The following is a 13429-nucleotide window of genomic DNA, read 5'->3' on the forward strand; positions in this document are numbered from 1 at the left end:
AGCGCCGCACTGTCGACACTGCGTGTCACCGCCACCGCCGCGCACGCCGCCATGTCCTCGATCCTCTCCGCCCCGCACCACCCCGCTCCCGCCGCGCCGCACCTGGCGGGGCCGGCGCAGCCGCACGCCGGGCAAGGCTGGGCGACACGCCTGCTGCGTGGTGCCGCGGCGCTGTGGATGAGCATCGCCATCGGCGGTCAGCTCGCCTTCGCCGCCTATGTCGCCGGCTTCTACGGACGCACCGCGCTGGCCGGCACCCCCGAGCGCTGGAACCAGGTGATGGCGCGCGGCCATGTCGCCGGCGACACCGTGTTCAATGCGGTACTGGCGCTGCACCTGGGCCTGGCCGTGGCGATCGTGCTCGGCGGCGCAGCGCAGTTGCTGCCGGCGTTGCGACGCAGGCGTCCCGCCCTGCATCGCTGGAACGGACGCATCTACCTGGTCTGCGCCGTCGTGCTCAGCCTGGGCGGACTGGCGATGATCTGGATCCGCGGCGGCGTCGCTGGCGACCTGGGGCAGCATCTGGGCACCAGCGCCAATGCGGTGCTGATCCTGCTGTGCGTGGCCATGGCCTGGCGCCACGCCCGCCGCGGCCAGTGGCCGGCGCATCGGCGCTGGGCGCTGCGCCTGTTCCTGGCCGTCAGCGGCGTGTGGTTCTTCCGGATCGGGCTGATGGGTTGGTTGGCCCTCAACCAGGCACCGGTCGGTTTCGATCCGGACCGTTTCGTCGGCCCGACGCTGACCGCCCTGGCGTTCGCGCAGACCTTGCTACCGCTGGCGGTGCTGGAACTGTATCTGCGCGCACTCGACAGCCGCCGCAGCGGCCCGGAGTGGTTGGCGACGGCGGTGCTCGCCGCAATGAGCGCGGCCACCCTGGTCGGCACCCTCGCCGCGGTGGCGGGAATGTGGTGGCCGGTGCTGCGGCACGCCTGAGCGCAGCCAGCGCAGCGAACGCCCGCGCTCCGGTATGCTCGCGGCCATGTCGCCTCCGTCCCCGCTCTCCGCACCGCCGCGCATGCCTGCGCTGCTGACCTGGACGCGCATCGTGCCGGTGTTCCTGGTCTCCGGCGCGCTCGGCCTGCTGATGAGCCTGAGTTGGGACAGTCCCCTGCCGGTCCTGGTCCGCAGCCTCATGCTGGGCGCCGCCGCGCTGGGTGCCTACACGCTGTTGGAGCGCCGGCCGCAACGGCTGCCGCGCTGGCTGGCGCGCTGGGCGCTGCAGGTGGCCGGCGTCGCACTGGCGATCCCGACGACGACCCTGCTGATCTACCTGGGCTCCACCCACGCCGGCGCTCCGCCGTTCTGGCAGGACCCGGATCGGCTGGCCGGCTTCGCCACGCTGACCATCGTCGGCGTGCTGATCGCGCCATGGATGGCGCTGGCCGCCCTGGTGCGGCAGAAGGACGCGTTGGCCCGGCACCAGGCATTGGCGTTCGCGTTGGAACGCAGCGAACTGGAACGCGAGGCGCTCGATGCGCGCCTGCAGCTGTTGCAACGCCAGGTCGCCCCGCATTTTCTGTTCAATACCCTGGCCAACGTGCAGGCGCTGATCGATGTCGGGTCGCCGCGGGCCGCAGACCTGATGCGCAGCCTGACCGCCTACCTGCACGCCGCGGTGCCGCGCCTGCACGAGGCCACCAGCACGGTGGGCGACGAACTGGCGCTGACGCGCGCCTACCTGGAGCTGATGCACATGCGCATGCCCGACCGGCTGCACTACGCGATCGACGCCGAGGACGCCGTGCAGGCAGTGCGCTGCCCGACCCTCGCCGTACTGACCCTGGTCGAGAACGCGGTCAAGCATGGCATCGATCCGTCCGAGGAAGGCGGCAGCATCGCCATTCGCGCCTGGCGCAGCGGCGAGCGCTGCCATCTGCGTGTGGAAGACAGCGGCGCCGGCGAGGGCGACGGCCGCGGCGGGCTGGGCACCGGCCTGCGCACCTTGCGCGACCGCCTCGCGCTCGGCTTCGGCGATACGGCGCATCTGCAGTTGCGTCCGCGCCTGCCGCACGGCACCTGCGCCGATCTCAGCCTGCCGATGACGGTACCGCCCCGATGATCCCGCCCACCGCGCTGATCGCCGACGACGAACCGCTGCTGCGCGAGGCCCTGCGGTGTCAGCTGGCGCGTCTGTGGCCCGAGTTGCGGATCGTCGCCGAGGCGCGCAACGGCCGCGAGGCGGTGCGCCTGTTCGAGGAACATGCGCCGCAGATCTGCCTGCTCGACATCCAGATGCCGGGTCTGTCCGGCGTGCAGGCCGCGCAGCAGATCGGCCGCCGCGCGCATCTGGTGTTCGTCACCGCCTACACCGACTATGCGGTGCAAGCGTTTGCCGAAGGCGCGCTCGACTACCTGGTCAAGCCGGTGCAGGACGCGCGTCTGGCCGATACCGTCGCGCGGCTGCAACAGCGCCTGCAGGCGGCGCAACCGGCGGCCGACCTCAGCGAACAACTGTTGCGCCTGGCGCAGCGGCTGCGCCCACCCGAGCGCCCCGCCCCACTGCGCTGGCTGCAGGCGCAGAGCGGCGGCAGCGTGCGCCTGATCGCCGTGGAGGCCATCGACTATCTGCGCTCGGACAGCAAGTACACCAGCGTGGCCTGGCGCGATCCGGACGGACAGGCGTGCACCTCGATCGTGTCCACGCCGCTCAGGGACCTGGCCGCGCAACTGGATCCGGATGACTTCCAGCAGGTGCACCGCTCGGTGGTGGTCAATCGCCGCGCGATCCTGCACGTGGTACGTGGCGACAACGAGACCGCACAGATCCACCTGCGCGGCCGCGCGGAGACGCTGCCGGTCAGCCGCAGCTACCTGCCGCTGTTCCGGGCGATGTAGGGCCGCCGCGCCGGCTGCGACTGCAAGCACAGGCGCGGCGACAGCGACGACAGCGTCCATCGCGGCAGGTGCCAGCGCCCTTGGTCAGCTGGACACGACCACCCGCCACTGCCGCGCATCCACCTGCTCCCAAGCGATCTCCACCGGCAGGAATTTCTCGATCAGGCGGGCATTGCTGGACAGGTGCGCGCTGACCGTGTCGGTGGTGAAGGCGCCGCCGCCAGCCAACGCCATCGGCAGCAGCAACTGGTCGGCGAGGTGCTCGCCGACGCAGGCGCCGCTCTCCAGGTAGTGGCGCACCTGCGCCGCAAGGCGTTCGCCGACCTGCTCGGCGGACACCCCGCGCTCGCCGTGGCCGGCGAAGACCTCCACGTGCGCCGCATGCCGCACCCGCACCAGCGCGGTGTTGCCCGGGCCCTGCGCCGGACGCACGCTGTGCACGTGGCGCGGATTGGCGTCCACGCCAAGTCGCTCGGCCAGCACCGCCAGTTCGCGCCGGCCGATCTTGCCGGACAGGCCCGAGACCAGCACCTGCGCCTCGATCGCCTGCAGGTCGCCTCGCGCATCGAAGCAGACCTGCTGCAACTGCGCACAGGGCGCGATGCTGGCCCGCAGCGCGCCGCCGCCGACCGGATAGAAGCCATGCCGGTCCAGCGTCAACGTCGCAGCCACGCCCAGGCGCTGCAGCGCCGGCAGCCAGGTCTCGGCGAGAAAATCGGCGCAGGGCGCCAGCGGATTGTGGGTACCGCCTTCCAGAGTCAGACGCGACGGCGCGGCGGTGCGCCACAGCGCCGGCAGCACCGTCTGCAGCACCAGCGTGGTCGAGCCGGCACTGCCGGTGGCGAACTGATAGTCGCCGGGCACCACCGCTCCCGGCTCGAAGCGCAGCGTGGTCGCACCAATCTGCGCCCCGTGCGTGCGCGCCTGGCCGACCGTGGCGGCCGCCACGACCGCGGTCAGGTGCTGGCGCATCAGGCCCGGACGCGGACGCGCGCCACGGATGTTGCGGAAGGTGAAGCCGGTGCCGGTGCACAGGCTCAGCGTCAGCGCGGTGCGCAGCAGTTGCCCGCCGCCCGCCGCACCATCGAGTTCGATCATGTCCATTGCAACGCAATCCATCGTTGAAAAACGCCCGTGCGGGCCAACCCGCGCGGACGATCGGCGCCGACCGACCTCAGTGCGTGCCGGCCGGCACCTGTGACTAGCCCTTGACGCACACCACCTGCCGCAGCGTGTGCACGATCTCCACCAGGTCGCGCTGCGCGGCCATCACCGCCTCGATCGGCTTGTAGGCCGCCGGCGACTCGTCCACCACGTCCTGGTCCTTGCGACACTCCACATGCGCGGTGGCCTTGACGTGCTCGTCGACACTGATGCGGCGACGCGCCTCGGTGCGGCTCATCACCCGGCCGGCCCCATGGCTGCAGCTGTGGAAGCTGTCGGCATTGCCCAGCCCGCGCACGATGAAGCTCTTGGCGCCCATGCTGCCCGGAATGATACCCAGCTCGCCCTTGCGCGCGCTCACCGCGCCCTTGCGGGTCACGAACACGTCCTTGCCGAAGTGATGCTCGCGGCTGACGTAGTTGTGGTGGCAGTTCACCGCCTCGGCCTGCGCCTCGAACGGCTTGGCAATGACCGTACGGACCGCCTCGACCACGCTGCGCATCATGATCTCGCGGTTGATCCGCGCATAGCGCTGCGCCCAGTCCACCGCGAACACATAGTCGCCGTAGTACTGGCTGCCTTCCGGCAGATAGGCCAGGTCCTGGTCCGGCAGGTTGATCATCCAGCGCCGCATTTCCTCCTTGGCCAGCTGGATGAAGTGGTTGCCGATCGCGTTGCCCACCCCGCGCGAACCGGAGTGCAGCATGAACCAGACCCGCTGCGCCTCGTCCAGGCACATCTCGACGAAGTGGTTGCCGGTGCCCAGGGTGCCGAGATGCTGCAGGTTGTTGGTCTTGCGCAGGCGCGGATGACGCTCGCAGATCAGCGCGAAGTCGCTGGCCAGTTGCGCCCAGCCGTCCACGGCCGCGCCCGGCGGCGTCTGCCACGCGCCCTTGTCGCGCGCGCCGGGCGTGCGCCCGTGCGGCACCGCACGCTCGATCGCGCTGCGGATCGGCGCCAGGTTATCCGGTAGATCGCTGGCGACCAGCGAGGTGCGCGCGGCGATCATCCCGCAGCCGATGTCCACACCCACCGCGGCAGGCACGATCGCGCCGATGGTCGGCACCACCGAGCCGACGGTCGCGCCCTTGCCCAGGTGCACGTCCGGCATCACCGCGATCCAGCGATGGATGAAGGGCAGCTTGGCGATGTTCTGCAGCTGCTGGCGCGCCTCGTCCTCCAGCGGCACGCCACGGGTCCACAGCTTGATCGGCGCCGCTCCCGGCTGCGCGATGACGTCGTACTGCTCGGTGTTCATGGTGTTGCTCCTTGTGCAACGCATGTTCAAAAAAAAAGCGCGGTGACGAGGGAGGGTGGAACCTTCCGCATGGCGGCATAGCTGCCGTGCGGCCGGGGCTCGAACCCGACCCTTAAAGGGCTACCAGATGGAGTTCCACCTGCATTCACCGCAAAACCAACACATCGCCTCACGCGGCAAGTCCATACGCGGAACGATCGCTCTACCGCTGAGCTACCGCCATAGGGCGGGCGGGATTCGAACCCGCGACCGATGGAGTTCCGCCTGCATCCGCCAGGCAACGCCCACAACAGGACCGACGACGACCACGACAAGAGAGATGGAACATTCCCGCTCTGTCCAACTGAGCTACCACCCCATCGCAGGGTGGGCGGGACTCGAACCCACGACCTGGAGCTTAAGAGGCTGTAGTTCCATCGGCATTCGTGGACGCCGGCGGCGAAACATGGAGGCCGCCATGGCCGCCTCCGTCAACGCGAATCTTGGTTCTCCCGCAGCCCGGCGGGCCCCATTGCCCGCCGGGTAACACCTTCCTTCAAGGCCTCACACCACGATCGAGCCGATCCGCTCGACCCAGCGCTTGGCGCCGGCGCCTTCGGCCGCGAACGTGGCCAGCAGGTCGAACACCGCGTCGCTGAAGCCGCCGACATGCAAGATGTCGTCGCGTTCGACCGTCTGGCTGGTGGCCACCGGCTGCAGGTCGATACAGACCATGCGTGCCTGCGGGCACCGCGCCTTCAACTCGGCCCAGGCCTGCATGGTCGCGGTCGCACCGCTACGGGTGTCGCGCCAGCTCTCGTTGTCCGACACCAGCACCAGCAGGTCGACCGGCGCACGCTGCGCGTTCAACTGCAGCAGCGGCGCGCTGACGCTGGTCCCGCCACCGCACAATGCGGCCAGTTGCTGCGCCTGCGCGATCACGTCCTGGCGCTGCCGCAAGCGCAGCGACCGCACCTGGGTGTCGAACGGCAACACCGTGGCGCGCGGATTGACCCGTTGTACGCAGGCCGCAATCAGCGCGGCCACATCCACGCAGCGCACGCTGCTGCTGGCGCCACGACGGAAACCGGTCACCGGCGCCGCCATCGAGCCGGACACATCCACTGCCACCACCACCTTGCCGTCCAACCGCGGCACCTGTCGCGTCGCGATCTCCATCGCGTCGCGCAGCGCCTCGCCGATCTGCGGCGGCAACTGGCTGGCCGCGGTGCTGGCCACCAGCAACTGGTACGGAAACAACCGGGCGCGCTGGATCTGCGCCGGATCGCGCAAGCGTGCCGCCACCTGCGCCACCATCGCCTTGTCCTCGAACACCCCATGCCGCGCGAAGGTGTTGAGGTTCATGCGCAAGGTCTGCCACGACGCGTTCCGGGCCAGCGCCGCCCAATGCGCCGCGGTCAGCGGCAGGGCGGTGTAGTACTGGAACGGCAACTCCGGCAACGGGCCGGACGGTGCGCGCTTGAACGCCTCGTACGCCTGCAGCATCGCCGGCAGCGCGTCCTCGCGGTACGGCTTGCCCACGACCCACGCGTACAGCGCCTCGCGCTCGGCGTCGGACGGCTTCGGGTGAACCATGCGGATCACATCGGCCAGCGACGGCTGCTGGCCGATCGCCGCCTGCACGATGGTCTGCGCCGACGCCTGCTGCAGCCACTGCCGCACCAGGCGCTTGGGCCTCGACCCCAGCGACTTGCGCCCCAGTTGCCCGCTGCGCACGATCTGCACGAAGTTGCGCAGCAGGCGGCCGTTGTCGATCACGCGCGGGAAGGCCCGTGCGAACAGGTCCGGATCGCGGGTGGTCAACGTGGCCAACAACAATGCCGGCATGTCCTTCATGTGCGCGACCTGGCGTGCGTAGATCGCGGTCTGCGCGACGAAGGCCGGATCGACCTGCGCGCACAGCCCAAGCACCTGCTGCAGTTGCACCTCGGCACCCGCATAGAAGGTGCCGTTCAAGCAGCCGGTGGCCGCGTACAGCGCCAGCGCCGCCTGCGGCGAACGCGCATACGCGGCGCCGCCGGCATCGTTGCGCACGGTCGCCGGCGGCAGCAGCGCGCCACGCGAGGACGAGAACAGAGAGAGGTTGGCCATGTCAGGCTCCTGGCGGGAACGGCCCGCGTTGGTGATGGCCAGGTATCGCAATGGCCGTGCCAACTTTTTCGAGAACACCTCAACGCATTGATTAAAAAAAGAAAATCGAGAATCAAGCGGCGACACCCGCTTGTTCGACCCCGAACATTCCTATAACTTCAGCGACATTCTTATAAGGATGGATATGGATAGGCCACAGGTGGTGTTCGGCATGCTCGGCACCCAGCTGGATTCCGGCAGCGGCCCCGGGCGCTGGGAGAAGTGGCGCCCGACGGTTGCGCTGGGCATGCATGAGGACTTTCTGCTCAGCCGCCTGGAGCTGCTGACCGACCTGCGCCGCTACCAGAAACTGGCGGAGGTGGTGCGCGAGGATCTGGGCCAGGTCTCGCCGGAGACGCAGGTGCAGTTGCACGACACCTACCTGGTCGATCCCTGGGATTTCGAAGGGGTGTACGCCACCCTGCACGACTTCTTCGCCGGCTACGCGTTCCGCCCGGACGAAGAGGACTACTACCTGCACATCACCACCGGCAGCCACGTCAGCCAGATCTGCGGCTTCCTGCTGACCGAGAGCCGGCACTTCCCCGGGCGCCTGCTGCAGACCTCGCCGCCGCGCAAACAGGGCAGCGGCGAGGCCGGCGCCTACACCGTGATCGACCTGGACCTGTCGCGCTACGACCGCATCGCGCAGCGCTTCCAGCAGCAGCAATTGCAGGACCGCGCACTGCTGAAGAGCGGCATCGCCACACGCAATGCGGCGTTCAACCGCATGATCGAACAGATCGAGACCGTGGCCACCCGCTCCAGGGCGCCGATGCTGCTGATGGGGCCGACCGGCGCCGGCAAGAGCCAGTTGGCCAAGCGCGTGTTCGAACTGAAGAAGCTCAAGCACCAGTTGCCGGGGCGTTTCGTCGAGGTCAATTGCGCCACCCTGCGCGGCGACGGTGCCATGAGCGCGCTGTTCGGCCACACCAAGGGCGCCTACACCGGCGCGGTCAGCGACCGCCCGGGGCTGCTGCGCTCGGCCCACCAGGGCCTGCTGTTCCTCGACGAGATCGGCGAGCTCGGCCTGGACGAGCAGGCCATGCTGCTGCGGGCGTTGGAGGAGAAGCGCTTCCTGCCGGTCGGCAGCGATCGCGAGGTGGAGAGCGAATTCCAGCTGATCGCCGGCACCAACCGCGACCTGCACCAGCATGTCGCGCAGGGCCGTTTTCGCGAGGACCTGCTCGCGCGCCTGAACCTGTGGACCTACCACCTGCCCGGCCTGGCCGAACGCCGCGAGGACATCGAGCCGAACCTGGACTTCGAACTGGAGCGCTGGTCGCGCGAGCAACACCAGCGGGTGACCTTCAATCGCGAGGCGCGCAGCCGCTACCTCGCCTTCGCCACCGGCGCGGAGGCGCGCTGGTCCGGCAACTTCCGCGACCTCAGCGCCTCGGTGATGCGCCTGGCGACGCTGGCCAATGCCGGGCGCATCCAACTCGAACTGGTGGAGGAGGAAATCGCGCGCCTGCGCCGGCAATGGCGCGATGGCACCCCGCCCTCGCCGCTGGATGCCCTGCTCGGCGATGCGGCGGCGCAGCTGGATCGCTTCGACCGCGTGCAACTGGAAGACGTGCTGCGGGTCTGCGCGACCGCCAAGTCGCTGTCGCAGGCCGGACGCGAGCTGTTCGCCGTGTCCCGCACGCAACGGGCCAGCACCAACGACGCCGACCGCCTGCGCAAGTACCTGGCGCGGTTCGGTCTGGACTGGGAACAGGTGCGCGAGGGTGGGCGCGCCGCGGCGCAGGACTGAGCGATCGCTGGAGCACCTCACGCGATCGGCGTGCGGCACTGCGAGACACGAAAAGGCCGCAACCGGCCTGACCAAGAGAACGACGGGGACGGTGAACCGCCCTATCCGCGACGGCGCAACACCGGGTCTGCAACGCGTGCGGCAGCCAGGCTCAGATCGATCGAACGCCCTGCCTGGTCGCTACGCAACGCCCAGCAAAGCGCGCCAGGCTCAGCCCGCGCACTTCGCGCACAGCCCGTGCACTTCCAGGGTCTGTGCCTGCGGCTGGAAGCCCAGGGCCTTGGCGCGCTGCTCCAGCTGGCTGACCACGTCGCGGTCCTCCAGCTCCACCGCGCTGTGGCAGCGGTCGCAGATCAGGAACGGCACCGAATGCTGGGCACTGCTCGGATGGTGGCAGGCGACGAAGGCGTTGACCGACTCGAGCTTGTGCACGAAGCCGTTGGCCATCAGGAAATCCAGCGCGCGGTACACAGTGGGCGGCGCGTCGGCGCCCACGCCCTTGCCTTCGCGCACCCATTCCAGCAGGTCGTAGGCCTTGACCGGGCGCCCGGCCTCGGCGATCAGCCGCAGCACGTTGGCGCGGATCGGGGTCAGGCGCAGACCGCGCTCGCGGCTCACCCGCTCCACCACCTTGACGAAGTCGGCAGCGTCGTGGACGTGGTGGTGCGGCTCGGTGCAGGCGGTCTTCTTGCTGGACATGGCGGTCTCCCGGGAATCAGCTTCCCGCTGGGATCTTGATGAGCGCGGCGTCGATGCGTTTCAAGGCCTCCTCGCGACCGGCCAGGTACACGGTCTGCGAGATATCCGGGCTGACCTGGGTGCCGGTGATGGCCACGCGCAGCGGCTGCGCCACCTTGCCCATGCCGATCTCCAGGGCGGCGGCGGTATCGTGCAGCGCGGCGGCGACACCATCCAGATTCCACTGCGGCAGTGCGGCCAGCAGTTCGCGCGCCTTGCCCAGCGCCAGTTCGGCGCCCGGCTTGAAATGCTTGGCCACCGCTGCGTCGTCGTAGCGGGCCAGCGGGCGATACCAGACCTCGGCCTTCTCGGCCATTTCCTTGAGCGTCTGCACGCGCTCGCGCAGCGCCACCACCACCTCGGCCGCAGCCGGGCCGGCGGCCGGGTCGATGCCGAGCTTGCGCAACTGGAACTCCAGCTGCGGCGCGATCGTCGCCGGGTCGTCGCTCTTGAGGTAGTGCTGATTGACCCAGCCGAGCTTGGCCATGTCCAGGCGCGCGGCCTTGGAATTGACGTCCTTGACGTCGAACAGGTCGATCAGCTCCTGGCGCCCGAACAGCTCCTGGTCGCCGTGCGACCAGCCCAGCCGCGCCAGGTAGTTGATCAGCGCGTGCGGCAGGTAGCCGGCGTCCTTGTACTGCATCACGTCGGCCGCGCCGGTGCGCTTGGACAGCTTGGCGCCCTGCTCGTCCAGGATCATCGGCATGTGCGCGAACTTCGGCACCGGCGCGCCCAGCGCCTGGTAGATGTTGATCTGCCGCGGGGTGTTGTTGATGTGGTCGTCGCCGCGAATCACCTCGGTGATGCCCATGTCCCAGTCGTCCACCACCACCGCGAAGTTGTAGGTGGGGTAGCCGTCGGGACGGAAGATCACCATGTCGTCCAGTTCGCTGTTGGCGATCTCGATGCGGCCCTTGATCAGGTCGTCGAACGCCACCACGCCCTCGGTCGGGTTTTTGAAGCGGATCACCCGGTTGGGATCGTCGCGGTACGGCAGGTTCAGCTCGCGCGCGGCGCCGTTGTAACGCGGCTTTTCCTGCCGCGCCATCGCCGCTTCGCGCATGGCGTCCAGTTCCTCGCGGGTCTCGTAGGCGTAGTAGGCCTGGCCCTGCGCCAGCAACTGCTCGGCGACCTCGCGGTAGCGATCCAGGCGCCGGGTCTGGTAGATCGGGCCTTCGTCGTAATCCAGGCCCAGCCACTCCATCGCCTCCAGGATCGCGTCGATCGCCGCCTGGGTGCTGCGCTCGCGGTCGGTGTCCTCGATCCGCAGCACGAATTCGCCGCCGCGGTGGCGCGCCTCCAGCCAGCAGTACAGCGCGGTGCGCGCGCCGCCGATGTGCAGGTAACCGGTGGGACTGGGGGCGAAACGGGTGCGGCAGGCCATGGAACGCTCGAAACGACGGGAATCGGGCGATTTTACCTTGCCGGGGCGGCGCCTGCTGGCGCCGCGGGATTGGGGATTGGTGATTCGGGATTGGTAAAGCAGCGTCTCGCCCCGGGAACAGGGCATGGCACGCCGAGGCGCGGCACGTTGCGGGAAACGCTCCTATGCGAAGCGGCTCAGCTCCGCGCGCAGCACGGCCGGTGCCAGTTGCCCGCGCCAATCGCGGTCGTTGGCCACTTGTGCGTTGGCGCGGCTGGCCTCGAACGCGGCGAAGTCCAACTCGGCGATCGCCCAGACCTGCTCGCCGCGGGTCTGCGCAACGATGCCGTCGGCCGGGAAACCAGCGTCCATAGGCGCGTACAGCGTCGCTTCGCCGGTGTTCACGTCCAGCGCCGGGCTCCACTCGGCGACGCCGGCGGTCACCGACTGGGCCACGAAGATGCGGTTCTCCAGCGCCCGCGCCAGGCAGCCCACGCGCACGCGGGTGGCGCCGGCCTCGGTGTCGGTGCAACTGGGCACCACCAGCAGCCGCGCCCCGGCCTCGTACTGGGCGCGAACCGGCAGCGGGAACTCGCTGTCGTAGCACACCGCCACGCCGGCGCGCACGCCCTCGGCCTCGAACACCTTCAGCGCCTCGCCGCCGTCGATCAGGCCGGTGGCCTTCTCGAAGCCGGTCAGTTGCAGCTTGTCCTGCCAGCCGTGGCCACCGTCGGGGGTGAACCAGTAGGCGCGGTTGCGGTAGCGCCCCTGCCCGTCGTCGAGCAGGAAGCTGCCGGCGACCACGTGCAGGCGATGGCGCTGCGCCAGGTCGGCGAACAAGGCCAGGTACGGCGCATGCAGCGCCTGGATCGCCGCCAGCGAGGCCGGCAGCCGCGCCGACACGTCGGCGCCGAAGGTCGCGGCCAGTTCCAGCGACAGATACTCCGGCAGCACCGCCAGCTGCGCGCCGGCCTGCGCGGCCTCGCCCAGCAGCGCGGCCTGCTTGTCGGCGAAGGCGGCGAAATCGGCGGGCGCGCCGATCGGGTACTTGGCGACGGCGACTTTCATGCGGCAGGCTCCAGCGCGCGGGTCCAGAAACCCAGGGTATGCGGCGTCTCGCCGCGGTCGACCTCGTTCCACGGCAGATGCATGCGCAACGCCGGCTGTGGCAGGTAGCCGCGCTTGCGCCAGAACACGTCGTTGCCGCGGTAATCCGGCGGTCGCCGCGGGTCGTCGGGCGCCCGCTCCACCGAACAGAACGCGGTCAGGCGGAAGCGACCGAGCGCGCGCGCATGCGCCTCGCGCTCGTCGAAGAAGGCATGGCCGGCGCCGCGCCCGCGGTACTGCGGCAACAGCACCGATTCGCCGAAATAGAACACCTCGGCCGGGTCGATGCCGCTGCCGGCGAAGGCCGCGGCGAACGCCTCGGTGTCGTCGACCAGCGGCAGCCCGGTGGAGGCCCCGACCACCTGCTCGCCGTCGCGCGCCAGCACGAACACGCTGTCGGGCGACGCCGCATAGGCGGCCAGGTACTCGCGTTCGTAGCCGAGGTCGCCGTCGTAGAGGTAGGGCCAGTCGCGGAACACCGCGATGCGCAGCTGCGCGACCGCGTCCAGGAACGGCACGATCCCGGCGCCGCGCAGGCGCTGAATGGAGAGCGGAGAGTGCATCCGTGCACTCTACCGCAAGCGTTTCCCTGGCGCTGCCTGCCTGGCGATGCCCTTGCATGTGCCTCCTTGCCGCGTCCTTGCGCGGGCGTCCTGCCTGTCCTGTGGCGCACGCGCTTCCTTGCCATGCTTGCGGCGCCTTGGCGTGTGCGCCCTTGCAGCGTCCCTGCGTGGGCGTCCCTGCCCGTCCTGTGACCCGTGGCGGCATCCGTCCCGCCACCGTCGGTGTTTCTGCCGTCAATGGCCGATGACCATCCGACCGACCCGCCCGCCGTGGCGGCGATCGATGCGGCTGCCCTGCCTCAGCGCCACCAGCGACACAGCAGCGCGGCCTGTGCCGGCAGCACCAGCAAGCGCGCGCGGCCTTCCGCTTCCCAGGTCACGAACCCCGGCGCAGGCGTGTCCCCGCACCGCTCCACGTCCATCGCCCAGGCCGGATCGCGGCGCACCGCGCGCCAGGGGCAGTAGCGCCACGGCGCGGCATCGCCCGGCAAGGCCGCACGCGCCTGCAGCGCGCC

At 69.8% G+C, this 13429-nt stretch carries 12 protein-coding genes and 1 tRNA gene; 4 read left to right on the forward strand and 9 right to left on the reverse strand.

Going from position 1 to position 13429, the window contains the following annotated elements:
- The 3 genes from D180_RS04490 to D180_RS04500 form a co-directional block, all read left to right on the forward strand.
- A partial coding sequence (locus tag D180_RS04490) for a DUF2306 domain-containing protein (protein WP_017911852.1) occupies window positions 1-933 on the forward strand: 933 nt, incomplete at its 5' end.
- A 46-nt stretch (window positions 934-979) separates the two neighbouring features.
- Complete coding sequence (locus D180_RS04495) at window positions 980-2059, forward strand: histidine kinase (RefSeq protein WP_232760322.1); 1080 nt, start codon at window positions 980-982, stop codon at window positions 2057-2059.
- The gene (locus D180_RS04500; protein ID WP_017911854.1) at window positions 2056-2835 is read left to right on the forward strand and encodes a LytTR family DNA-binding domain-containing protein; all 780 of its coding nucleotides are present in this window, start codon (window positions 2056-2058) and stop codon (window positions 2833-2835) included. The genes D180_RS04495 and D180_RS04500 overlap by 4 nt, the downstream gene beginning before the upstream one ends.
- An 84-nt stretch (window positions 2836-2919) precedes the next feature.
- Here D180_RS04500 and rtcA read toward each other — a convergent pair whose 3' ends face one another.
- From rtcA to D180_RS04515, 4 genes are all read right to left on the reverse strand, one after another.
- Window positions 2920-3939 carry an RNA 3'-terminal phosphate cyclase gene (gene rtcA / locus D180_RS04505; protein WP_017911855.1) on the reverse strand — a complete coding sequence of 340 codons (1020 nt, stop codon included), beginning with the start codon at window positions 3937-3939 and terminating at the stop codon, window positions 2920-2922.
- Between the two features lie 97 nt (window positions 3940-4036).
- Window positions 4037-5257, reverse strand: coding sequence for an RtcB family protein (locus D180_RS04510; RefSeq protein WP_017911856.1), 1221 nt, complete (start codon window positions 5255-5257; stop codon window positions 4037-4039).
- Window positions 5258-5479: 222 nt separating this feature from the next.
- Window positions 5480-5615 (reverse strand) — tRNA-OTHER (locus tag D180_RS23770).
- 185 nt (window positions 5616-5800) lie between these two features.
- Complete coding sequence (locus tag D180_RS04515) at window positions 5801-7348, reverse strand: TROVE domain-containing protein (protein ID WP_017911857.1); 1548 nt, start codon at window positions 7346-7348, stop codon at window positions 5801-5803.
- A 184-nt stretch (window positions 7349-7532) separates the two neighbouring features.
- Between D180_RS04515 and rtcR the strand changes: the two genes are divergently transcribed.
- A complete protein-coding gene (gene rtcR / locus D180_RS04520; RefSeq protein ID WP_043090461.1) occupies window positions 7533-9143 on the forward strand; it encodes an RNA repair transcriptional activator RtcR in 1611 nt (536 codons plus the stop codon).
- Window positions 9144-9353: 210 nt separating this feature from the next.
- Here rtcR and D180_RS04525 read toward each other — a convergent pair whose 3' ends face one another.
- The 5 genes from D180_RS04525 to D180_RS04545 form a co-directional block, all read right to left on the reverse strand.
- Entirely contained in the window at window positions 9354-9842 is a 489-nt protein-coding gene (locus D180_RS04525; RefSeq protein ID WP_017907264.1) for a transcriptional repressor, read from the reverse strand.
- Window positions 9843-9858: 16 nt separating this feature from the next.
- The gene (gene gltX / locus D180_RS04530) at window positions 9859-11265 is read right to left on the reverse strand and encodes a glutamate--tRNA ligase (RefSeq protein WP_017907265.1); all 1407 of its coding nucleotides are present in this window, start codon (window positions 11263-11265) and stop codon (window positions 9859-9861) included.
- A gap of 162 nt (window positions 11266-11427) precedes the next feature.
- Window positions 11428-12312 carry a carbon-nitrogen hydrolase family protein gene (locus D180_RS04535; protein ID WP_017911859.1) on the reverse strand — a complete coding sequence of 295 codons (885 nt, stop codon included), beginning with the start codon at window positions 12310-12312 and terminating at the stop codon, window positions 11428-11430.
- The gene (locus tag D180_RS04540; protein ID WP_017911860.1) at window positions 12309-12914 is read right to left on the reverse strand and encodes a GNAT family N-acetyltransferase; all 606 of its coding nucleotides are present in this window, start codon (window positions 12912-12914) and stop codon (window positions 12309-12311) included. The genes D180_RS04535 and D180_RS04540 overlap by 4 nt, the downstream gene beginning before the upstream one ends.
- 299 nt (window positions 12915-13213) lie before the next feature.
- Window positions 13214-13429: hypothetical protein (locus tag D180_RS04545; protein WP_043090462.1), on the reverse strand; the 216-nt coding region annotated here is incomplete at its 5' end.

It is taken from the genome of Xanthomonas sp. SHU 166 (assembly GCF_000364685.1).
GTDB lineage: Bacteria > Pseudomonadota > Gammaproteobacteria > Xanthomonadales > Xanthomonadaceae > Xanthomonas_A > Xanthomonas_A sontii.

Excerpts from the sequence above, each read along its gene's own strand:
- D180_RS04535 (WP_017911859.1), bottom strand. The coding sequence starts at position 12,312 with ATGAAAGTCGCCGTCGCCAAGTACCCGATCGGCGCGCCCGCCGATTTC.
- D180_RS04540 (WP_017911860.1), bottom strand. The coding sequence starts at position 12,914 with ATGCACTCTCCGCTCTCCATTCAGCGCCTGCGCGGCGCCGGGATCGTG.
- D180_RS04500 (WP_017911854.1), top strand. The coding sequence starts at position 2,056 with ATGATCCCGCCCACCGCGCTGATCGCCGACGACGAACCGCTGCTGCGC.
- D180_RS04510 (WP_017911856.1), bottom strand. The coding sequence starts at position 5,257 with ATGAACACCGAGCAGTACGACGTCATCGCGCAGCCGGGAGCGGCGCCG.
- D180_RS04495 (WP_232760322.1), top strand. The coding sequence starts at position 980 with ATGTCGCCTCCGTCCCCGCTCTCCGCACCGCCGCGCATGCCTGCGCTG.
- gltX (WP_017907265.1), bottom strand. The coding sequence starts at position 11,265 with ATGGCCTGCCGCACCCGTTTCGCCCCCAGTCCCACCGGTTACCTGCAC.
- D180_RS04515 (WP_017911857.1), bottom strand. The coding sequence starts at position 7,348 with ATGGCCAACCTCTCTCTGTTCTCGTCCTCGCGTGGCGCGCTGCTGCCG.
- rtcR (WP_043090461.1), top strand. The coding sequence starts at position 7,533 with ATGGATAGGCCACAGGTGGTGTTCGGCATGCTCGGCACCCAGCTGGAT.
- rtcA (WP_017911855.1), bottom strand. The coding sequence starts at position 3,939 with ATGGACATGATCGAACTCGATGGTGCGGCGGGCGGCGGGCAACTGCTG.
- D180_RS04525 (WP_017907264.1), bottom strand. The coding sequence starts at position 9,842 with ATGTCCAGCAAGAAGACCGCCTGCACCGAGCCGCACCACCACGTCCAC.